Source organism: Solwaraspora sp. WMMD406 (assembly GCF_029626025.1).
Lineage (GTDB): Bacteria > Actinomycetota > Actinomycetes > Mycobacteriales > Micromonosporaceae > Micromonospora_E.
On record NZ_JARUBF010000001.1, the window covers coordinates 4812165 to 4832665 of the forward strand.

Below are 20501 nucleotides of genomic sequence, written 5' to 3' on the forward strand. Positions count from 1 at the left end.
GGCAGGGCGCCGGCCGCTGGGATCAGATGGGGCGGACCTGCTCAGCCTGCGGGCCCTTCTGGCCTTGGGCGATCTCGAACTCCACCCGCTGGTTCTCCTCCAGCGTCCGGTAGCCGCTGGTCTGGATGGCCGAGAAGTGGACGAACACGTCAGCACCCCCGCCGTCGACGGTGATGAAGCCGAAGCCCTTGTCTGCGTTGAACCACTTCACGGTTCCCTGCGCCATGTGTATCTCCTTCTGAAACTGGCGGCCAAGCACGCCGTGCGGCCGGTTGGCCGTTTTCGAGCAGCGGCGCCTGAGGTGGCCCCCGGTGAAGGAGGACTCTCAACCCACGCTGTCTCGCAACAGCGTGGACAGCAAACCACGTACGCAAAAACTTCGCACAGCCTACCTGACGAACGTCGCCGACATGTGACCTGAGACGCCCCTCATCCCCCTCGTGGCGGACTCGAAACCAGGGGTCCTCGGCCGACCGCCGACCGGCACGGCCACCCTGGTCAGCTAGGCCAGCGGCCGGTCAACCGGCGTACCCCGGTGGCACCGCCCCGGTCCACCGCGGCCCGTACGACCGAGAAGATCGCGCCCTGCAGGGCGGCGGCGGCGAGCACCTCGCCCCAGCCTCGTTCCTCGTCGATCGGGCTGGGTGCGTCGTCCTCGCCGGCCGCCAACTTCCAGACCTGTCGGAAAACGACGCCCGCCAACGCCCCGGCGGCGAATCCCAGTACCAGCCCCACCGGACGGTAGGCCAACTTGTTGACCGGCTTGCTCACCGACGCCTTCCTCTCATCATCAGCCACACCACCACGACCACCGCGACCGTCGCACCGGACACCACCAACGCGGGAGTCCGCCGGGCCACCATAGCCGGAACCTGACGGCGCAGGTCCGTCCGGCGGGCCCGCTGGACCGCCCCGGTGGCCTGGTCGCGCAGACGCTGTCCGGTACGTGCCGCGCCGAGCCGCACCCGGCTCTTGACGTCGGTCTTCGCGGCCAGCGCCTGTACCGTCTGGCCGAGCTCGGCCCGGGTCTGCCGGATCTCGGCGCGGAGCAGTTCGAGATCGCCGCTGCCGTTGCCGTTCGTACCGGGAGGGTGCGGGGTCATGACCGCCTCCCCCGCTTCATCGCGGCGCTCACCACGGTCACGTCCGCACGTACGCTGTCGGCGGCCGCCGTCGGCACCGCCGGCGCGGCCTGGCGGACCTGACGTCGGCCGGCGATCGCCAGGCCACCGGCCAGCGCGAAGAGCAGGACCGCGATGGTCAACGCCGCCACCCAGGGCGGCCACGCCTGGCCCAGCAGCAGCACGGCCGCCGCGATCAGGGTGGCCAGGCCGTACAGGGCGAGAACGCCACCGCCGCCGAACAAGCCAATGCCGAAACCGGCATGCTTACCCTTTTCCGTCAATTCGGCTCGGGCCAACGCCAACTCGTCGCGGACCAGCCGGGAAATCTGCTCACCGGCCTGCTGGACGAGTTCGGCGGTGGACCGATCGTCGGTGGCCCGGTCGGCGGGCGGCCGGTGCAAGACGTCGGCCATCTGATTGCCTCCTTTCCCGCTGTTCGACGCTGTATGCCCGCGTGGGGCCCGGATCAATCCTGCTGACGACGATCAGGCGCGGGTGTTTCGTGCCGACCGGCGAAGGCCTTGTCCCGACCGGCGAAGGCTGTGTCGCGACCGGCGAAGGCTGTGTCGCGACCGGCGAGGTCCTCGTCCGGGCCGGCGAACCTGTCATCCCTGTGGTCGCCCGGCCCGTCCGGGTCGTCGGCCCCCTTGTCGGGGTCGTCGACTACCCGGTCCGGGCCGACCACGTCGTCCGGGCCGACGAACACCGAGGCGCGGGCATCGCCCTCGGCGCCGCCGCCGAACAGCCTGGCGTCGTCGGGCAGTTCGCCGTCCGACGCGGGGCCGTCGTGGTCCAACGACCGGGCGTCGTCCGGTACCCGGCCGGCGAGCACCCGGTCGGCGGCTTCCGTCCGCCGGGAATCCAGCCAGTCCAGCATCCCGTCGCCGTCGCCCACCTCGGCACGCCACCGGGGCAACGCGATCGGCGACTGCTCCCGGACCCACCGGACCAAGTGCTCACGGACCAGGCACCGCAGGTCCCACAGGGTCGGCGAGTCGGCGGCGCTGACCAGGGCCCGAAGCCGGACCGTACCGCCGGTCGCCTCGGTGACCTGCAGGACGCAGACCCGTCCGTCCCACAGCTGCGACCCCTCCACCGCGCGGCGCAGTTCCTCCCGCATCGGCTGCACCGGCACCGACCAGTCGAGGTCGAACTCCGCCGTGCCGAGCACCGCTGCTCTGGTCCGGGTCCAGTTCTGGAACGGCTTGGTGGTGAAGTACGAGGTCGGCAGGATCAGCCGGCGGTCGTCCCAGATGTGCACCACCACGTAGCTAAGGGTGAGTTCCTCGATCCGGCCCCACTCGCCTTCGACCACCACGACGTCGTCGATGCGCACCGCGTCGCTGAACGCGAGCTGCAGCCCGGCGAAGACGTTGCCGAGGACGCTCTGCGCCGCCAACGCGGCGACCACACCGATCACCCCGGCGGACGCGAGCAGACTGGCACCGACGCCCCGTACGGCCGGGAACGTCATCAGCATCACCCCTGCGGTGAGCACGACGATCACCGCGATGGTGACCCGACGCAACATCACCACCTGGGTGTGCAACCGGCGGGCGTGCCGGTTGTCCGGCACGTCGGTCCGGAAGCGGGCCAGCGTGGTGTCCTCGAACGCCAGCAGCAACGCGGCGACCAGCCACGAGCAGGACGCGATCGTCGCGAGCACCAGCACGTGCAGCAGTCCCGCGCGCCATGGCTCGCCGGCGGCGAACCCGGTCGTGAAGCGGACGGCGAACTGGACCGCCGCCGCGGTGGCCGCCACCAGCAGCGCGCGGTGCGCGTGCGCGGACAGCTCGGCCAGCAGCAGCGAACGGCGGCCGAGTCGACGGATCACCCGGTGGACCGCCACCACGAAGACCACCGCGAACACCGCCGCGCCCCCGGTGACGATCGCCGTCCAGACAGCGGGATGCACGATTGCCTCTCCCTCCACAGTACGAATCATCGGTGACAAACCGCCAACAATGCCGCAAGTGGAGTAGCCCTGTCACGCGTGCCACTCCGCTAGTGATCCGGCACACGCTAAGTCCGGCCCGGCGTGTGCCGGGCCGGACTCAGCCCCTCGACGCTCCGGCCGGGGATCACACCTTGCGGTAGCGCGACTGGGCGAAGCAGTAGATGCCGAACGCCGCGAAGCCGGCGGCGACCAACGTGAGCAGGATCGTGCCGTAGGCCTGCTCGCGCAGGGCGCGCAGGGCCGCGTCCAGACCACGGGCCCGCTCCGGGTCGTACTGCACCGCCGCGACGACGACGAGCACGCCGGCGGTGCCGTACGCGATGCCCTTCGCCACGTATCCGACCATGCCGAGCCGGCAGGTGACCTGGCGGACCCGCGCGCTCATCGCGCCCGTCTTCAGCTGCTTCTCGAACCGGCGGGTGGCTCCGTTGAAAATCATGCCCGCACCGATCCCGACCAGCACCAGTCCCGCCACCCCGACCAGCCACCGTCCACCGGGGGCGGACATCACCCGCTCGCTCAGCGCCTGCTGCTGGTCGGCCGTGTCGGAGCCGGCGTTGCGGAAGACCTGGACCGCCGTCCAGGCGAACGAGAGGTAGACGGCGGTGCGACCGGCCGAGATGACCCGTTCGAGGACCCGGTCCCGACCCTGCTCGGCCCGGTGCCCGACGGCGGCTTCGATCGCCTGCCAGATCGCCATCGCGGTGAGTCCCACCGCGATCGCGATCAGCAGTACACCGCCCAACGGCTGAGCGGCCAACGTACGCATGGCACCGGACTGGTCGCCATCGGCGGCGGAGCGACCGAACGCGATCTGCAACGCAAGCCAGGCGACCAGCAGGTGAACGATTCCGTATCCGATGAAACCGACCCGGGCGAGCAGTTCGAGCCAGCGGCTGTCACCGACCTGATTGGCGGTCCGACGGGCATCTTGGGTGTTCGGCATGGCCGCATCATTGACCGTTGCCGAACATCGCCAAACCTCCCGCCGGCGGTCGGGTCACTGCCGGGCGATCCGCACCACCACCTGGGACTCGGTGACCTGCTGCAGGCTGACCGCCAACCCGGCCACCTCGGTCGCCTGCTCGCCGACGGTGAGCGTGAGCTGTTCACCGGCGATCTCGACGGTGACCCGGTCGGCCTCGGAACCGATGAGCTTCGCTTCCACGCCGAGGATGTTGGCGCTGGCCTGTACGCCACGGTCGAAGGTGACGGTGCAGGCGTCCAGCCCACACTCGGTGCTGGCCCCCTCGGAGCTGCAGCCGGTCAGCAGGGCGACACCGAGGATCAGCGCCGCCGCCAGGCCGGCCAGCCGGGACACGTCGCGTCGGGCCGACCGGGCGAGCCGCAGCGGCGAGATCGAAGACAGGAAGGGGAGAATCGTCACGGGGTCAAGCGTACCGACGCCCCACCAGCACCGGTCGGCCTCGACGGTACGGACCGGTCCTGCCTGCTCCGTGGCCGCGCCTTGCTCGGTGGCCATGCCTGAGCTCGGGCGCCCCGGTCGGCTAGGCTCGGCGCAGTCGAGGAGGTGCCCTGCGGTGACGATTCTGGTGACAGACAATCCGGCCCGAAGCCGGTTCGAGATCCTGATCGACGACGGGCTGGCCGGGTTCGCAAGCTACCGGGTCCGCCCCGGTGCCGTCGTCGTGACGCACACCGAGATCGATCCGTCCTACCGGGGACAGGGCGCGGGTGACGCTCTCGCCCGGGGCCTGCTCGAACAGATCCGCGACCGGGGCGAGCAGGTAGTGCCACAATGCCCCTTCATCGCCGCCTTCATCGAGCGTCACCCCGAATTCGCCGCCATGGTGTCCGGCACCGGTGACTGATCGGCGCCCGGCCGATCGGCGCCCGGGCAGAGTGGTCCGTACGGTCGTCGCGCTCGCCGTCGTGGTCGCGGTCGTGGCCGCGACGGTCACCGCCGGTAGCTGGCTGGGCTGGTTCAGCGACCCGACCGTCTCCGACACACCCGAGGCCGAGACCGAGGTACGGGTCGTCACCACCGGCCTGGCGGCCCCCTGGGATATGGCGTTCCTGCCCGACGGCACCGCCCTGGTGACCGAACGGGACAGCGCGCGGCTGTTGGCCGTCGACCCCACGGGTGCCACCCGCCAGCTCACCCGGGTGCCCGGCGTCGCCAGTGGCGGCGAGGGCGGCCTGTTGGGGGTCGCGGTCTCCCCCGACTACGCCAGCGACGGCTGGGTCTACCTGTACTACACGACAGCCGACGACAACCGGATCGCCCGGCTGCGCCTGTCCGACGCCTCGACCGTGGACACGCCGGAACCGGTGCTGACCGGAATCCCCCGGGCCCGTACCCACAACGGCGGGCGGATCGCGTTCGGCCCGGACGGGATGCTCTACGCCGGCACCGGCGACGCCGGCCAGCGCGACGCCGCCCAGGACCGGTCCACCCTCGCCGGGAAGATCCTGCGGTTGACCCCGGAGGGCGAGACACCGCCGGACAACCCGTTCCCCGGCTCCCCGATCTACAGCCTGGGGCACCGCAACGTCCAGGGCTTGGCCTGGGGACCGGACGGTGTGCTGTTCGCCAGCGAGTTCGGCCAGAACCAGCACGACGAGCTGAACCGGATCGAGGCCGGTGGCAACTACGGCTGGCCGATCGCCGAAGGGGTGGCCGAACTCGCCGAGTTCGTCGATCCGGTGGCGACCTGGGCGACCCGGGACGCCTCGCCCAGCGGCATCGCTTTTCACCAGGGCAGGATCTGGTTGGCCTGCCTGCGCGGCGAACGGCTGTATCGGATCGGACCCGGCGGCGAGCAGCCAGAGTCCCTACTGAGCGGGGATCACGGACGGCTGCGGCACGTCGCGGTGGCACCGGACGGATCGCTGTGGGTGCTGACCTCCAACCGCGATGGTCGCGGATCACCTGCCGATGACGACGACCGGATCCTACGCATCGCCGGCTGACCGGTGGAACGCGGCGACCGGTTCAGGATCCACCGGACCGGCGGGATCGACCGGACCTGGACCTAGTCCCGGCTCCGGATCCGGCTCCGTGCGGTCGGTCGACCGGTGCCCGGCGAGCAACTCGGCCGCCGCCCGAGCGTTGGCGCGGCTCGCCCCGTACGTCGCCAGGTAGCCACCACCGGTCACCAGAACCGGGACACCGAGCTCCACCACGATGGCGTCCGGACGGTCGACCAGGGCCTGGTCGACCGCTGCCGACATCCACGGGTGCCGGTGCAGATCCCGCACGACCAGCACCAGCGGGCGGTCGGCGGCCGGGGCGGTCTCCGGGCGGCGGGCCGTCGAGGCCGGGTCGAGGTGGTCGGGCGGCGCGGCGACCCGCGGTGGGTCGTCGGCGGTGACCCGGGCGAGGGTGGTGCCCGGAAGCAGTTCGGTCAGCGACGCGGCCAGGCCCCACGGGGTCTCGGCGCCGATCGCGATGTTGTGGGCCGGGGCGAACTCCACGACGTGCGGCGCTCGACGCAGTGGCAGGTCGGTGCCGGGCCGCACCCGGACGGCTCGGCGAGCCGCGACCAGCCCGATCGCCGAGTGCCCCGGCCGGGCCGTCGCCAGGGCCGGCCGTACCTCGATGGTGGACCTCGCGGGACCGGCGGCCGGTGGCGACGGGGAGTGCGCGGCCCGATGCCGCAGGGTCCATCCGGCCAGCCGGCCCACCCGGTCGGCGGCCTGCGCCAGCCGCCGCTCGGGCAACCGCCCGGCGACCACGGCGTCGACGATCGCGTCCCGCAGCAGCCGTACGGTCTGCTCGTCGGCGTGCCCGCCACCGACGCAGACCGCGTCGACGCCGGCGGCGATCGCCCGTACGGTGGCCCCGGCCAGACCGAACCGCCGGGTGACCGCCCGCATCTCGATCCCGTCGGTGATCACCGCTCCGTCGAAGCCGAGTTCCTCACGGAGCAGGTCGGTCAGTACCCGGTGGCTCAGGGTCGCCGGCCAGGTCGGGTCGATCGCCGGCACCAGGAGATGACCGGTCATGACCGCCTTGGTGCCGGCGGCGATCGCGGCGCGGAACGGCAGGAGTTCCACGGTGTCCAGTCGGGTCCGGTCGCCGGTGATCCGGGGCACGTCGACGTGCGAGTCGACGCTGGTGTCGCCGTGTCCGGGGAAGTGCTTGGCGCAGGCGGCGACTCCCGCGTGCTGCAGGCCACGGGTCCAGGCGGCGGTGTGGCGGGCGACCAGGTCCGGGTCCGCGCCGAAGGCCCGTACCCCGATCACCGGGTTGTCCGGGTCGACGTTGACGTCGGCCACCGGCGCGTAGTCGAGGGAGATTCCGAGGTACGCCAGTTCGTGACCGAGGTCGCGGGCGACGTGTTCGGTCAACCCGACGTCGTCGACGGCCCCCAGCGCCAGGCTGCCCGGTCGTGAGCTGCCCGAGCCGGACTCGATGCGGGTGACGTCGCCGGCCTCCTCGTCAATGGCGATCAGGACGTCGGGGCGTTCGGCCCGCAGTTGGGCGGTGAGCGCCGCGACCTGCTCGGGGTCGCGGACGTTGCGGGCGAAGAGCACGACGGCGCCCAGCCCGTCGGCGGTCCACCGGCGTACCCAGGCCGGTGCGACGGTTCCCTCGAACCCGGGCTGCAGCACGCTGGCCGCCATCCGGCGCAGGGTGGGACTGCGATCCGCCATCCGGCGCGCACCTCCGGTCGTGCCACGACAATCGAACGTTCGACCGACCGCCGGTCGCAGCCCATGGTCACACCGCCCGGATTATTAGTCAATAAACCTTCCTATTAAACGAGATCAGGCCGACCCTGTCGCCTCAGTGACCGCTGTGGCACAGTGCGTGGATGGCACCGTTCGTCCTTCGCGCCGCCGACGACATCCGGTGGGTCGCCCAGGAAACCAGCTGGCAGGACATCCCGGGCGTCCAGGTCGTCGGCGCCGTGCTGGGCATCCTGTTGCTCCTCGCCGCGTTGCGCGCGATGTTCGGCAAGCGCCGCTGAACCGGCGGTGTTCGGCAAGCGCCGCTGAACCCGACGCCGTTTGGCCACCGCGCGCACCGGGTAACCACGGCCTCCGATGAAGCTGCCGTTGCACTCACCCCGCCTGCGCCGCGTCGCCCGCCAACGATTCGGCTGGTCCGCGCTGCGTCCCGGCCAACTCGGCGCCATGCGCGCACTACTCAAAGGCCGGGACACCCTGGTCGTCCTGCCGACCGGCGCGGGCAAGTCGGCCGTCTACCAGATCCCGGCGGTGCTACTGCCCGGACCGACCGTGGTCATCTCACCGCTACTGGCGCTGCAACAGGACCAGATCACCGCGCTCAACGATCGTGACCAGCCGGACCTGCGGGCCGTACGGATCAGCTCGGCCGAATCACCGGCGCAACGGCAGGCCGCGCTGGACGACGTCCGACACGGCCGGGCACGGTTCCTGTTCACCACCCCCGAACAGCTCTGCGACCCACACCGGCTCGCCGAGGTCCGGGCACTTCGGCCGGCCATGATCGCCGTCGACGAGGCGCACTGCGTCTCCGCCTGGGGGCACGACTTCCGGCCCGACTACCTGTCCATCGGTCATCTCGTCCGTGAACTCGGCCGCCCGCCGGTGGTGGCGCTGACCGCCACCGCCTCGCCGCCGGTCCGCGACGACATCGTGGCGCGGCTCGGCCTGACCGACCCGCACCTGGTCGTCGCCGGCCTGGACCGGCCGAACCTCTTCCTCGAAGTGGCGCACTGCCCGACCGAGGACTATCGCTGGCGACGGCTGCTCGGCCTGCTCGACGTCGAACGACCGCCGGGGATCGTCTACGTGCCGACCCGACGCGCGGCCGAGGAACTCGCCGAGCGGCTCACCGGCGACGGATATCCGGCGCACTGCTACCACGGCGGAATGCCCGCAGCCGCGCGGGACAGCCTGCACCAGGACTTCATCGACGGCGCCGTACCGGTGATGGTGGCCACCTCGGCGTTCGGGATGGGCATCGACAAACCCGACATCCGGTGGGTCGTCCACACGGCACTGCCCGACTCGCCGGACAGCTACCTGCAGGAGATCGGCCGTGGCGGCCGCGACGGGGAACCCGCCCGGGCCCTGCTGCTGTGGCGGGCCGAAGACGTCGGACTCCAGCGCTACTTCACCACCAGCCCACCCGACGCCGACGAGGTCCGGGACCTGGCCGCGCTGCTGCGGGCCGCGCCGGTCACCCGCGCCGCGCTGCGGGAGCGGACCGGGCTGGGCGCCCGCAAACTCGGCCGCCTGCTCGCCCTGCTGGAAGAGGTCGGTGCCGCCCGTACCGTCGGGGCCAACCGGGTGACGCGACCACCGTACGCCCCGTCACCCGCCGACGCCGCCACCGAGGTGCTGGCCGCCGCCGCCCGACGCCAGACGCTGCAACGATCCCGGACCGACATGATGCGCGCCTTCGCGCAGGCCCAGGGCTGCCGCAGCCAGACGCTGCTCGCCTACTTCGGCGAGCACATGGCCGAGGTGTGCGGCCACTGCGACAGTTGCCACGCCGGCAACAGCACCCCGGACGACGGCGCCGCCGGGCCCTTCCCCGTGCACAGTATGGTGCGACACGGCGAATGGGGCGCCGGCATGGTCCTCGGCTACGAAGAAGACCGGATGACCGTCCTGTTCGACGACATCGGATACAAGACATTGTCGGTGCCGGTGGTCAGCGAACAGGGACTCCTGACCGCCGAGCCGCGCTGATGAATCACCCGGCGGGCACTAGCCTGGGCGGGATCACTGGTGGAGAGGGGCATGAGCGTGACGGACGTGCCGGTGTACACCGCACTCGGGTTCTCCGACGCGGAATGGGGACTGCTGGTCGGGCTGCCGCACGCGGTGCTGACCGCGGCGAGCGCCGCCGAGTCCGACGGCGGGCGGCGGACCCGGGCCGAGAACGCCGCCGGTCTGGATGCGATCGGCGCCGGCCGGGAGTCGGCCAGTCCGCTGGTCGCGGCGGTCGCCGGCGAGCTGGTGAGTCGGGTCGGCGATCCGGAGGCCGGCGAGGAGCTGCCGGTGCTGGAGCCGACGGATCCGCAGGCCCTGATCGCCGACGTGCTGGCCCGGGCGACCGAGGCGGCCCGGCTGCTCGCCCAACGGGTCGACGACGGCGAGGCCGGAGCGTACAAGCACTGGCTGGTCGGCATCGCCGAACAGGTGGTCAGCGCCGCGTCGACCGGCGGCCTGCTGGGCATCGGCGGCGAGACGGTCAGCGAGTCGGAGCGACGGTTCCGCGACCAGCTCGCGCACGTGCTCAACGACTGAGCCAGGGTCATCCCGGCCGGGGCGGGTTTGACGCCGACCAGTACGGTCTCCTACCGCGAGCCGTGGCGGCTCGGTAGGCACACCCCTTGACCTGGGAGCGTCATGGAGCTTCTCACCAGCCCCGAGCTGTGGATCGCGTTCGCGACCCTGCTGCTGCTCGAAATCGTGCTGGGCATCGACAACATCGTGTTCATCTCGATTCTCGCCGGCCGGCTTCCCGAGCATCAGCAGGCCCGCGCCCGGACCATCGGCCTGTCACTGGCGCTGATCACCCGGCTGTTGCTGCTGGCCTCGCTGTCCTGGGTGATCGGGCTGACCGCGCCGCTGTTCACGGTGTTCGGCCAGGAGATCTCCGGCCGGGATCTGATCCTGCTGCTCGGTGGTCTGTTCCTGCTGGTCAAAGCGACCTACGAGATCCACGAACATCTCGAAGGCGCCGATCACGGGACCAGCCGCAAGACCGCGTCCTTCGCGTCGGTCATCGCGCAGATCCTCGTCCTGGACGTGGTGTTCTCCCTCGACTCGGTGATCACCGCGGTCGGCATGGTCGAGCAACTGTTCATCATGGTCGCCGCGGTCGTGGTGGCGATGGTCATCATGCTGGTCTCCGCCGGTACGGTGAGCGCGTTCGTCAACCGCCATCCCACGGTGAAGATGTTGGCGTTGTCGTTCCTGCTGCTGATCGGCGGCAGCCTGATCGCCGAAGGGCTCGGGCAGCACATCGCCAAGGGCTACGTGTACGGGCCGATCGCCTTCTCGGTCTTCGTCGAGTTCCTCAACCTGCGGCTACGCTCGCGTCAGCGGCGCGAGGAGGCCCAGCCGGTCAACCTGCACCCGACGTACGTCAAAGCCGGGGCCGGCGGCGCGGCGGACACCAAGGGCACGGCGGACGCCAAGGGCACGGCGGACGCCGATGGCGGAGCGACCACGTAGCGGTGACGGCGAGACGCCATGCCGCAATGGCGGCGAGACGCGACCCGACCCGCTTGGAACAGATCATGCGGGACGTGTGCGCCGACTTCGAGGCCGAACTGGTCGAGTTCAACGGCGGCCACAACCACCACCTGCTGGTCAACCACCCACCCAAAGTCGCCGTTTCCCGCCTGGTCAACTCACTCAAGGGCGTCTCGTCGCGCCGCCTGCGGCAGGAATTCCCCGACCTCGCACGCCACTTCTACCGGGCCGACAAGCTCTGGTCAGGCTCGTACTTCGCCGGCTCCGTCGCCGGCGCGCCACCGAGCGCCGTGAAGCGGTACATCGAGCAGCAGAACCAGCCAGGTTAGAACACTGCTCGGGCCCTGGCGGCCCTCCCAGCGCGGGCCTTCACCCCCGGCCTGAAGGCCGGAGCACTGGCCCGCATTCCGGTAGCGGCAGGAGGCGGCGGACCGCGTCCTCGGCGGCGGCCGAGGGCGGTCCGCCGCCGTCGTCGGGCACGGCGGCACGGCCGAGCCGGACCACGTGACCTCGGTGGAACAGCTCGACCACCCGTGGGTCGACGTAGGAGGCGCGCGCCACGGTCGGCGTGTTGCCCAGCAGGTCGGCGACGTCACGCATGGCCGCCGCCACCGCCCGCCGCCGGGCGGCGGTCGAGCGGGGCACCCCACCCCGGGCGAGCGTCGTGGCGGCCCGAACCGTGGCGTGCCAGGTACGAAAATCCTTCGCGGTCATGTCGGTGCCACTCGCCGCACGCAGGTACGAGTTGATCTCGTCGCTGTGCACCTCGCGCCACTGTCGCCCGTCCCAGTAGCAGAACAGCCGCTGCTCGCCGGTGCGACGCCGACGCAGATCACGCAACACCGCGCACACCTGCGGGTCGGTGATCCGGCGCACCTGCGGGATCCCACCCTTGGCGGGGAAGTCGAGGACGACGCAGCCCCGACCGACCCGGGTGTGTGTCGACCGCAGCGTGGCGACGCCGAAGGTCGGATCGTCGCCGTCGGCGTACTGGTCGCTGCCGATCCGGAACATGCCCAGGTCGAGTAGGCGGACCACGGTGGCCAGCACCCGCTCCCGGCGCAGGCCCCCGCCGCGCAGATCGGCCGCCACCCGCCGACGCAGTCGGGGCAGCCGCTCGGCGACCCGCCGGACGTGCTCGAACTTCGCGGTGTCCCGGCGGGCCCGCCACTGCGGATGGTAGAGGTACTGCCGACGACCGGCGGCGTCGGTCCCGACCGCCTGGATGTGGCCGGCCGGGTGGGGGCTGATCCACACGTCCCGCCACGCGGGCGGGATCACCAGTTCCCGCAGCCGGGCGAGTTCGGCGTGGTCGGTGAGCGGACGCCCGTCGGTGTCCAGGAACGTGACGCCGCGACCTCGGCGGCGTCGCCGGTAGCCCGGTCGGGCCAGGTCACTGCGTCGCAGCCGCACCGCGTTGCACCTCACCGATCGCGGCGAGCACCTCGTCGACACAGATCGCCGCCAGCGCCGGATGCGGTACGGCGTCAGCCGGCTCCGCGTACCCGTCGGCGTCAGCCGGCTCCTCGGTGCCCTCGGACAGCGCCGGATACTGCAGGACCTGGTGGATCTCCCGGTCGATCAGCGGACCCCACCGGGCCGGCGACGTCGGCCCGAACAGCAGCACCGACGGTACTCCGAACGCGGTGGCCAGGTGCCCGGCTCCGGTGTCCCCGCTCACCAGCAACCGGGCGTGGGACAGCAGGGCGCTGAACCGGAACAGGTCCATCCGGCCGGCGTACACGGCGGTGCCGGGCAGGTCGGCGACGGCCGCCACCGCCTCGGCGAGGGTCCGCTCCCCCGGCGATCCGGTGATCACCACCCGGTGGCCGGCGTCGGTGAGCCGGCGGGCCAGCACCCCGAACCGGTCCGCCGGCCAGCGCCGCCGCGCCGAGGCGGCTCCCGGGTGCAGCACGGTCACCCCCACCGGAACCCGGTCCGGTGGGGGTCGGGGCAGCGTCAGATCGGTCGGGTCGCACTCCACGCCGTACCAGGTCAGAAGCCGGCACCAGCGCAGCACCTCGTGCTCGTCGTCGCGCCAGGTCGGCCCGTCGTCGTGGTCGGCCGCCGGGCAGGCGTAAGCCCACAGCCGCCCCGGCCGGGTCGCCCGTAGCACCTGGTGCGACTGCGGGCCGCGACCGTGCAGGTTCACCGCCCAGTCCGGCGGGGCGTCCAGCCAGCGCACCGGCTCCAACCCGACGGTCGGCACCAGCCGGTCCACCACGCCGATCAGGTCGATCAGCGCGGCCAGTCCGGCCGGCGCGGCCAGGGTGAGGGTCATCGCCGGGTACGCGGCGCGCAGCCCCCGCAGCGCCGGAACGGCGGTGACCAGGTCACCGATGCCGAGCGCCCGCAGCACCAGGATCACGGGTACGACGACTCACGGTCGGCGCAGACCACCAGCTCGCGTACGGCACAGCCGGCGGGTTGCTGCAGCGCGAACAACACCGCCGCGGCGACGCTGCCAGGATCGTTGAGCGCCGCGTCCGCGCCGGGACGGTACTGGACGTCACGGTCGTCGAAGAAGGCGGTCCGCATCCCGCCCGGGATCAGCAGGGTCACCCCGACGGAGCCGGCGAGCTCGGCGGCGAGGGCACGGGTGAACCCGACCACGCCGAACTTGGCCGCGCAGTAGGCGGTGGCGTCGCTGACCGCCTTGACACCCAACGTGGACGCCACGGTGACGACGTGACCGTTGGCCCGGGCCAGCCAGGGCAGCGCGGCCCGGATCACGGCGGCGGTGGCCAGCAGGTCCACCGTCACGATCCGCTCCCAGGTCTCGCCGGGCAGTTCGGCGAGCCGGCCGGGAACGTCCATGCCGGCGGCGGTCACCACAGCGGACAGTCCGCCTGCCTGGTCGGCGATCCGCCGGGTGGCGGATTCGGCGGCGCGGGTTTCGGCCAGGTCGCATTCGACCCACGGCACTCCGTCAGCGGGGGCCTGCCGGTCGATCACGTACGGCCGGTGGCCGGACTTCGCCAGCAGGCTGACGACCGCCGCGCCGAGGCCGCTGGCGCCGCCGGTGACGAGCACCGCCGGCTCGAGGGCATGGTTCGTCATCGGATTCCTTCCGTCACACGAACGATGTGGTCGACCGACGGGTGCCGGCGCGCGCGGCGGCGATCATGCTGCTGGTGGAGTGTCCGTCGAGGTACGGGACGATGGCGGTCTGGCCGCCCCAGCGTCGGACCAGATCGGCCTCGGGCAGGTCGGGTCGATCGGCTCCGCCGCCGGCGTAGTCGCCGCCCTTGACCCAGACGTCGGGACGCAGCCAGGCGAGCACCGCCTCCGGAGTGTCCTCGTCGAAGATCGCCACCGCGTCGACGCAGCCCAGCGCGGCCAGCAGCCGGGCCCGATCCCGCTCACCGACGAGTGGACGCTCGGGGCCTTTGATCCGGGCCACGCTCGCGTCCGAGTTCAGGCAGACGATCAGGCAGTCGCCCATCCGGCGGGCGGCCTGCAGGGCCGACACGTGCCCGGCGTGCAGCAGGTCGAAGCAGCCGCCGGTGGCGATCACCGTCCCGCCGGCCGCGCGGACCCGGGCGGCGAGCGCACCGACGGCGTCGAGTCCGATCCGGTCGGCCACCGGAGCCGACGCACCGGCCGGTTCCGGTGCCGGCCCGTCAGCGGACGGCGCGAGCGACCACGACACCCCGGCGCCGATGCCGCCGCCACCGATGCCAGTGGCGACCCCGGTGGCGGCGGCGGTGGACAGTCGCGGCACGGCGGCGACACCACCATCTGCGACGTACCGCGTGGCCTGCCGTACCGCCGTCTGGACCGCCTCGGAGACCAGCGCCCCGTCGGCCAGCGCGATCGCCGCCGCGGCGGCGAACCGGTCACCGGCTCCGCAGGTGTCGCCGTCGGCACTGGTCGGTGCCGCGACCATCAGCGGTGTCGCGCCCGCGTGACACAGCAGCGCGCCGTCGGCGCCCATGGTGACCGCGACCGCGCCGACCCGCCACCGCCGGCGCAGCTCGGCCGCGCTGCGGGCGGCGGCGGCCATCCGGGTCTCGCCACCCGCCGGGTCACCGGTGAGCTGGCGGACCTCGACCTCGTTCGGAGTGACCAGCCGCACCCCGGCCACCGCCGCCGGGCCCCGAGGGTGCGGATCCCAGACCACCGGGGCGGCGGTGGCCGCCAACGCGGCCCGCAGCGCCGGCAGCCGGGCCAGCCCACGCCCGTAGTCACTGACCACCACCGCCGTCGCGCGGGCAAGTAGTTCCTCGGTCGGTTCGGGTAGCGTCCCGATCGCGCTTCCCGTCCCGCCCCGGTCGAGGCGTAGCAGCACCTGGCCCCGGGTCCGCAGGCGGATTTTCTCGGCGGTGGTCCCGGACGACGGCAACGGGTGCAGTTCGACCCCGGCGGCGGTGAGCAGACCGGCGAGCCGGGCACCGGCGGCGTCGTCGGCGAGCGCGGTGACCAACGCCACCGGATGTCCGTGACCGATGGCGAGCAGGGCCGCGAGTCCGGCGCCCCCGGGCCGGTCGGTGACCTGCCGCTCGTCGAGCACCGGTGCCGGGGCGTCCGGGCAGACCCGGGTGACGGCACCGTCGACGTCACGATCGAGCAGGGTGTCGCCGACGACAACGATCCGGCCGGCGGTCACGGCCGGTGTCCGCTCGCGTCGACGACGGGCAGGCCGGAGACGGTGGCCGCGCCAGCGGCGGTGGGGGCGCCAGCCACGGTGGGGGCGCCAGCGGCCGCCAGCCCGGTCAACGAGTCGACGGCACCCGCCAAGCCGAGCACGCTCGGCAACATCTGGTCGACGTACTCGCAGATCAGGTGCGCGGTGACCAGATGCAGCTCCTGCACGACCTGCGGATCCTTCGCCGGCACCGCGAGGACCTCGGCGCACAGTTCGGCCAGCGGGTTGGGTGCCGGCCCCGTACAGGCCCAGCAGCGCAACCCCACGTCGCGCCCGGCGCGGGCGGCGGCGAGCAGGTTGCCGCTGCGGCCGCTGGTGGAAAAGAGCAGCAGGATGTCGCCGGGCCGGCCATGGGCGCGGACCTGCCGGGCGAACACCTCCTCGAAGCCGAAGTCGTTGCTGATCGCCGTCAGCGAGGAGGTCTCCGCGGTCAGCGCGATCGCCGACAGCGGGGTCCGGTCGTCGCGCAACTTCCCGACCAGCTCCGCCGCCAGGTGCTGGGCTTCGGCCGCGCTGCCGCCGTTGCCGGCGACCAGCAGCCGTCCACCGTGGCCGAGGGTCCAGGCCAGGTCACTGCCCCAGCGTCCCAGCCGGCTCGCCACCCGCCGGTACGGCAACATCGCCTCGGCCAGACCGGCGAGGTGCTCGTCGAGCACCGTGTTGGCGTCGGCCATCTCAAGCCACCACCCGGCTCGGTTGGCGCACCCCGCTGACCGTCGCGTAGACGGCGACGAGCTGCTCGGCCGCCCGCCGCCACGAGTAGCACTGGCGGGCGCGGTCCAGCGCGGCGGTCGCGTACGCGAACCGGCGCACCCGGTCGCTGAGCAGCCGACGCATCGCCATCCCGAGAGCGCGCGGATCCCTGGGCGCGACCAGGTCGCCGGTCAGCCCGTCGACGACGGTGTCGGTCAGTCCGCCGACCGCGGTGCCGATCACCGGTACGCCGCAGGCCATCGCCTCCAGCGGAGTGAGCCCGAACGGCTCGTACCAGGGCGCAGCGACCAGCACGTCGGCGGAGCGGTACCAGCGGGGCATTTCCTCCCGGGGCACCGCGCCCACCAGCCGGACCCGGTCGCCGACCCCGCAGTCCTCGGCGAGTCGGCGCAGCTGACAGGCCTGCGGATCGGCGTCGAGGTCGCTGCCCGGCGGCCCGCCGACGATGACGCACTCGGCGTCCGGCACCAACTGCATGGCCCGGACGACGTCCTGGAAGCCTTTGCGCGCGACCAGCCGACCCACGGTCAGCACCCGGGGCCGGCCCGGGATCCGGTCGGCGACCGGGCCGTCCGGCGCGAAGGTCTGTTCGTTGACGCCGGACGGCACCACCGACAGCCGGGCCCGGGGTACCCCCATCCGGATCAACTCGGCCACCTCGTCCTGGGATTGCGCGATGACCCGGTCGACGCTGCGCCCCAGTGCCCGTTCGTAGCCGATGCGTCGGGGCGGAGAGGTGTCCATGGCACCCTGGTGGCGTCGTTTGACCGTGCCCAGCGCGTGATAGGTCTGCACCACCGGCACCTCGGTGAGCCGGCCGGCGGTGACCGCCGCCAGGCCGCTCATCCAGAAATGGGCGTGGGCGACGGCCGGTGTCCACTCGCCGCTGCCCCACTGCCGGACCAGCCAGTGGCTGAACTCCGCCATGTGCGGCAGCAGATCGTCCTTGCCGATGTGTTCGGCCGGCCCGGCCGGCACGTGCACCACCGACACCCCGTTGTCCAGTTCTGCGAGTTCCGGCAGGTCGGGGGCGTCCCGTCGGGTGTAGACCCGCACCTCGTGGCCCTCCGCCGCCAACGCGGTGGACAGCTCGGCGACGTGCGTGTTCTGCCCACCGGCGTCCACTCCGCCGAGCGCGGCGAGCGGGCTGGCATGCTCCGAGATCATCGCGATGCGCATTGCGCCTCCTCCAGCAGCTCGTCCCAGTCCGCGAGGAAGCGGTCCAGTCCGTAACGGGTCCGCGCGGCACGCCGCGCCTCGTCGCCCAGCTGGCGTGCGGCAGCGGGCTCCTCGATCAGCCAGACGGCGGCGTCGACCAGGGTCTGCACCCGGGTGTCGAGCACCCCGGCCGACGCGGGTACGGCGGCGACCGCCTCAGTGGTGGCGAGCGCGATCACCGGCATCCCCATCGCCATCGCCTCGATCAGGCTCAGGCCCAGCGACGTCCACCGGCACAGATGCAGGTACGCCCGGCGTCGGGCGACCTCGGTGTGCATCGCCGCCTGGGGCGGGTCGTCGTAGGCGGTGACCCGCTGGCCCGGCGGACCGAGCGCTTCGGGGAGGCCGGCCACACCCATGCCGTACACGTCGAGGGGGGCGACCGGGGTGAATCGAGGGATCAGGTCGGTGCCGGTGATCCGTTGACGCCGCACCGGTTCGTTGGTGACCACGGCCAGCCGGTCGAGCTGCCCGGTGTAGCGGGCCGTCGGCGCGACGATGCCGTGTTCGATCACCCGGGTACGGGTGGCGCCGGTGTCCCAGAACAGTTCGTTGAAGTGGGTCACGTGCGCCAGGATCACGTCGTCGCGGTCGGCCATCGGGTGGCGGGTGTTCGGCACGTCTCCCTTGGGCGTGTTGTGCTCGACGTAGACGACGGGCAGGTCCCGGCCGACCGCCCGGCCGAGCCAGCTCGTGGCGAGCTCCCACTCCTCGGGTCGCTGCAGGACGACGAGGTCGATCTCGGCCGTGGCGAGCTGACCGGGCCGGATCTCCACGACCGAGTCCGGCCAGGGGTAGGTGCGCGCCCGGCCAAGCCCGTACGGCCCCCGGTCCGGGGTGACCGGCACCAGGTAGCGGTGTTTGCCGTGCACGAAGGCGCTGGTCCAGGAGCCGTGCACGTGCCAGAGCAGGATGTTCATGCGGCCGTCCCGCAGATCAGCTCGACCGCCTCGACGACGCTTTGCGGCCGTACCGAGGTGAGGCAGGGGTGACCGGGTACGGGGCAGCGGGCGGCCCGGGTGTTGCCGCAGGCCGCCATCGGGTCGCCCAGTCGTACCCAGGGCACCCGGTACGGGCCCCACTGTCCGAATGGAACGGTTGGTGCGAAGAGACTGACCACCGGGGTGCCGACGGCGGCGGCCAGGTGCGCCGGGCCGGTGTTGCCGACCACCAGGGCACTGGCCGACGCGATGATCGCGGCCAGCCTGCCCAGGGACGTCTGGCCGCCCAGATCGGTGCCGTCCCGGCCGGCGACCATGGCGCTGAGCGCCCGTTCGTGCGGTCCGCCGGTCACCACCACCCGGTGTCCGGCGGCGCGCAGCGCGGTGACGTACTCGGCGCAGCGCTCCGGCGGGCAGGCCCGCGACTGCACCGACGATCCGGGGTGCACCACCACGTAGCCCGGTCGCACCGGGCCGGGTGAGCCGCCGGGTAAGGCACCGGGGGGTGCACCGCCGGGTGACTCCGTGGCGGCCGGCGATTGCCGCGGACCCACCGGTACGGCCGCCGGGAAACCGGTCGAGGTGGCCGGCCGTAGACAACCGGGACGCAGCCGCAGCACCGGCTCGTCGGTGTCGGGCAGCGGGAAACCCGCCGCCGCCGCGAGCGACAGGGCCCGTTCGGCCTCCGGGACGCCCGCCGGGACCCGGTGCCGGACGTCGAGCAACGAGCCCGGATAGTCGTCGCTGATCGCGGCGATCCGGACCACTCCCGCCATCCGCAGCAGCACGGCCAGCGGCAGCGGCGACTGGTGGAACGAGGTGAAGATGATCGCTTCGTCGACGTCGATGGTGGCGAGCCGGTCGGTCAGCCGGGACAGTTCGGCCGGCTCGACCGGTGCCGGCTCGGGATCGATCCAGGGCAACGGCCATTCGATCAGCTCGGCGACCCCGGGGAGCAGTTCGGCCGCCGCCCGGCCGCGTGGCCCGCACAGCATGACCACCTCGTCTGCGCCGGCCGCGACGGCCCGGATCGCCGGCCCGGTGACGAGCACGTCGCCGACCGAGTCGGAGCGGACCACCAGCACCCGGCGTCGGCGCTCGACCGCCGGGCGGGAGTGGAGCATCCGGTGCCGGCGAAGGATGAGATCGACGGCGCTGGTCAGGTCTCCGGCCACCGCCGGAGCGGCGGCGATCTCCGCCGGCCAGGTCGCCTCGGTCGGCACCATGATGGCGGTGGCGCCTGCCGCGCCGGCGGCTGCCATGTCCCGCCCGATGTCACCGACCACGACGCACCGGGCCGCCACGGTGCGCAGGGCGGACGCGGCGGCGTGGATCATCCCCGGGGCCGGCTTGCGGCACCGGCAGCGCTCGCCCTCGTCGTGTGGGCAGACCTGCCAGGTGTCGAACGGGCCAAGCAGTTCCTCGATCCGGTCGTGTACCCGGGCCAGTTCGTCGGCGGTGAAGTGGCCGCGCGCCAGTCCGGACTGGTTGGTGACCACCCCGATCCGCAGCCCGGCCGCCCGCAGCCGGTCCAGCGCCGCCCGGGCACCCGGCATCACCCGGACCTGTCGTGGGTCGCCGTTGTAGGGAACGTCGTGCACCAGCGTGCCGTCACGGTCGAACAGCACCGCGTCGAACAACCCGCGGCTTCGACTGATCTGTTCGCTTCGCACCTGGTACCGGTTCCCGGGGGTCCGACGAGTAAACATCGCTCACCTTCGTCCGGTCCGCAC

General features: G+C 72.5%; 21 protein-coding genes and 2 pseudogenes. 7 read left to right on the forward strand and 16 right to left on the reverse strand.

Features of this window, described 5'->3' with window-relative positions; translation table 11 throughout:
• Window positions 1-22 precede the first annotated feature (22 nt).
• From O7632_RS21135 to O7632_RS21165, 7 genes and pseudogenes are all read right to left on the reverse strand, one after another.
• The gene (locus O7632_RS21135) at window positions 23-226 is read right to left on the reverse strand and encodes a cold-shock protein (protein ID WP_007075740.1); all 204 of its coding nucleotides are present in this window, start codon (window positions 224-226) and stop codon (window positions 23-25) included.
• Between the two features lie 272 nt (window positions 227-498).
• Window positions 499-771 carry a DUF4235 domain-containing protein gene (locus O7632_RS21140; protein WP_278116676.1) on the reverse strand — a complete coding sequence of 91 codons (273 nt, stop codon included), beginning with the start codon at window positions 769-771 and terminating at the stop codon, window positions 499-501.
• Window positions 768-1103, reverse strand: coding sequence for a DUF3618 domain-containing protein (locus O7632_RS21145; RefSeq protein WP_278116677.1), 336 nt, complete (start codon window positions 1101-1103; stop codon window positions 768-770). Before O7632_RS21145 ends, O7632_RS21140 begins: the two co-directional genes overlap by 4 nt.
• Window positions 1100-1537 (reverse strand): phage holin family protein, encoded by a 438-nt coding sequence (locus O7632_RS21150; protein WP_278116678.1) that lies wholly within the window; start codon window positions 1535-1537, stop codon window positions 1100-1102. The genes O7632_RS21145 and O7632_RS21150 overlap by 4 nt, the downstream gene beginning before the upstream one ends.
• Window positions 1538-1809: 272 nt before the next feature.
• Window positions 1810-3015 (reverse strand): annotated as a pseudogene (locus O7632_RS21155) (mechanosensitive ion channel domain-containing protein); the annotation flags it as partial.
• Between the two features lie 190 nt (window positions 3016-3205).
• Entirely contained in the window at window positions 3206-4027 is an 822-nt protein-coding gene (locus O7632_RS21160) for a DUF1206 domain-containing protein (protein WP_278116679.1), read from the reverse strand.
• Window positions 4028-4081: 54 nt separating this feature from the next.
• The gene (locus O7632_RS21165) at window positions 4082-4432 is read right to left on the reverse strand and encodes a hypothetical protein (protein WP_278120261.1); all 351 of its coding nucleotides are present in this window, start codon (window positions 4430-4432) and stop codon (window positions 4082-4084) included.
• A 190-nt stretch (window positions 4433-4622) separates the two neighbouring features.
• On the opposite strand from O7632_RS21165, the gene O7632_RS21170 reads away from it, so the two are divergent.
• Together O7632_RS21170 and O7632_RS21175 are read left to right on the forward strand one after the other, a co-directional pair.
• Complete coding sequence (locus O7632_RS21170) at window positions 4623-4913, forward strand: GNAT family N-acetyltransferase (RefSeq protein ID WP_278116680.1); 291 nt, start codon at window positions 4623-4625, stop codon at window positions 4911-4913.
• Entirely contained in the window at window positions 4906-6015 is a 1110-nt protein-coding gene (locus tag O7632_RS21175; RefSeq protein ID WP_278116681.1) for a PQQ-dependent sugar dehydrogenase, read from the forward strand. The genes O7632_RS21170 and O7632_RS21175 overlap by 8 nt, the downstream gene beginning before the upstream one ends.
• Before the next feature lie 108 nt (window positions 6016-6123).
• Here the strand turns inward: O7632_RS21175 and O7632_RS21180 are convergent.
• Window positions 6124-7701 (reverse strand): annotated as a pseudogene (locus O7632_RS21180) (glycoside hydrolase family 3 protein); the annotation flags it as partial.
• A gap of 161 nt (window positions 7702-7862) precedes the next feature.
• Between O7632_RS21180 and O7632_RS21185 the strand changes: the two are divergent.
• The 5 genes from O7632_RS21185 to tnpA all read left to right on the forward strand — a co-directional run bounded on the left by O7632_RS21185 (window position 7863) and on the right by tnpA (window position 11576).
• On the forward strand, window positions 7863-8018 hold the full coding sequence (locus tag O7632_RS21185) for a hypothetical protein (protein WP_278116682.1): 156 nt from the start codon (window positions 7863-7865) through the stop codon (window positions 8016-8018).
• Between the two features lie 76 nt (window positions 8019-8094).
• A complete protein-coding gene (locus O7632_RS21190; protein WP_278116683.1) occupies window positions 8095-9732 on the forward strand; it encodes an ATP-dependent DNA helicase RecQ in 1638 nt (545 codons plus the stop codon).
• Window positions 9733-9789: 57 nt separating this feature from the next.
• On the forward strand, window positions 9790-10293 hold the full coding sequence (locus tag O7632_RS21195) for a hypothetical protein (RefSeq protein WP_278120262.1): 504 nt from the start codon (window positions 9790-9792) through the stop codon (window positions 10291-10293).
• A gap of 102 nt (window positions 10294-10395) precedes the next feature.
• Window positions 10396-11226: a TerC family protein gene (locus O7632_RS21200; protein WP_278116684.1), complete on the forward strand. Its 831-nt coding sequence runs from the start codon at window positions 10396-10398 to the stop codon at window positions 11224-11226.
• Between the two features lie 26 nt (window positions 11227-11252).
• Window positions 11253-11576: an IS200/IS605 family transposase gene (gene tnpA, locus O7632_RS21205; protein WP_278116685.1), complete on the forward strand. Its 324-nt coding sequence runs from the start codon at window positions 11253-11255 to the stop codon at window positions 11574-11576.
• A gap of 40 nt (window positions 11577-11616) precedes the next feature.
• Here the strand turns inward: tnpA and O7632_RS21210 are convergent, their stop codons facing one another.
• From O7632_RS21210 to O7632_RS21245, 8 genes are read right to left on the reverse strand one after another with little or no spacing between them, the layout of a single operon-like run.
• Window positions 11617-12660 (reverse strand): DNA topoisomerase IB, encoded by a 1044-nt coding sequence (locus O7632_RS21210; RefSeq protein ID WP_278116686.1) that lies wholly within the window; start codon window positions 12658-12660, stop codon window positions 11617-11619.
• Window positions 12641-13615, reverse strand: coding sequence for a glycosyltransferase family 9 protein (locus tag O7632_RS21215; protein WP_278116687.1), 975 nt, complete (start codon window positions 13613-13615; stop codon window positions 12641-12643). Before O7632_RS21215 ends, O7632_RS21210 begins: the two co-directional genes overlap by 20 nt.
• Complete coding sequence (locus tag O7632_RS21220) at window positions 13612-14307, reverse strand: SDR family oxidoreductase (RefSeq protein ID WP_278116688.1); 696 nt, start codon at window positions 14305-14307, stop codon at window positions 13612-13614. The genes O7632_RS21215 and O7632_RS21220 overlap by 4 nt, the downstream gene beginning before the upstream one ends.
• Window positions 14308-14320: 13 nt before the next feature.
• A complete protein-coding gene (locus tag O7632_RS21225) occupies window positions 14321-15856 on the reverse strand; it encodes a PfkB family carbohydrate kinase (RefSeq protein WP_278116689.1) in 1536 nt (511 codons plus the stop codon).
• Window positions 15853-16569: an SIS domain-containing protein gene (locus O7632_RS21230; RefSeq protein ID WP_347403587.1), complete on the reverse strand. Its 717-nt coding sequence runs from the start codon at window positions 16567-16569 to the stop codon at window positions 15853-15855. The genes O7632_RS21225 and O7632_RS21230 overlap by 4 nt, the downstream gene beginning before the upstream one ends.
• Before the next feature lies 1 nt (window position 16570).
• Window positions 16571-17788 (reverse strand): glycosyltransferase, encoded by a 1218-nt coding sequence (locus O7632_RS21235; protein ID WP_278116690.1) that lies wholly within the window; start codon window positions 17786-17788, stop codon window positions 16571-16573.
• Entirely contained in the window at window positions 17773-18747 is a 975-nt protein-coding gene (locus O7632_RS21240; protein WP_278116691.1) for a glycosyltransferase, read from the reverse strand. The genes O7632_RS21235 and O7632_RS21240 overlap by 16 nt, the downstream gene beginning before the upstream one ends.
• On the reverse strand, window positions 18744-20441 hold the full coding sequence (locus O7632_RS21245) for an HAD-IIIA family hydrolase (protein ID WP_278116692.1): 1698 nt from the start codon (window positions 20439-20441) through the stop codon (window positions 18744-18746). Before O7632_RS21245 ends, O7632_RS21240 begins: the two co-directional genes overlap by 4 nt.
• Window positions 20442-20501 lie beyond the last annotated feature (60 nt).

What these genes read in the sequence shown, in the direction of transcription:
- O7632_RS21135 (WP_007075740.1), bottom strand. Translation starts at nt 226, where the DNA reads ATGGCGCAGGGAACCGTGAAGTGGTTCAACGCAGACAAGGGCTTCGGC.
- O7632_RS21190 (WP_278116683.1), top strand. Translation starts at nt 8,095, where the DNA reads ATGAAGCTGCCGTTGCACTCACCCCGCCTGCGCCGCGTCGCCCGCCAA.
- O7632_RS21185 (WP_278116682.1), top strand. Translation starts at nt 7,863, where the DNA reads ATGGCACCGTTCGTCCTTCGCGCCGCCGACGACATCCGGTGGGTCGCC.
- tnpA (WP_278116685.1), top strand. Translation starts at nt 11,253, where the DNA reads ATGGCGGCGAGACGCGACCCGACCCGCTTGGAACAGATCATGCGGGAC.
- O7632_RS21235 (WP_278116690.1), bottom strand. Translation starts at nt 17,788, where the DNA reads ATGCGCATCGCGATGATCTCGGAGCATGCCAGCCCGCTCGCCGCGCTC.
- O7632_RS21150 (WP_278116678.1), bottom strand. Translation starts at nt 1,537, where the DNA reads ATGGCCGACGTCTTGCACCGGCCGCCCGCCGACCGGGCCACCGACGAT.
- O7632_RS21230 (WP_347403587.1), bottom strand. Translation starts at nt 16,569, where the DNA reads ATGGCCGACGCCAACACGGTGCTCGACGAGCACCTCGCCGGTCTGGCC.
- O7632_RS21200 (WP_278116684.1), top strand. Translation starts at nt 10,396, where the DNA reads ATGGAGCTTCTCACCAGCCCCGAGCTGTGGATCGCGTTCGCGACCCTG.
- O7632_RS21220 (WP_278116688.1), bottom strand. Translation starts at nt 14,307, where the DNA reads ATGACGAACCATGCCCTCGAGCCGGCGGTGCTCGTCACCGGCGGCGCC.
- O7632_RS21240 (WP_278116691.1), bottom strand. Translation starts at nt 18,747, where the DNA reads ATGAACATCCTGCTCTGGCACGTGCACGGCTCCTGGACCAGCGCCTTC.
- O7632_RS21160 (WP_278116679.1), bottom strand. Translation starts at nt 4,027, where the DNA reads ATGCCGAACACCCAAGATGCCCGTCGGACCGCCAATCAGGTCGGTGAC.
- O7632_RS21145 (WP_278116677.1), bottom strand. Translation starts at nt 1,103, where the DNA reads ATGACCCCGCACCCTCCCGGTACGAACGGCAACGGCAGCGGCGATCTC.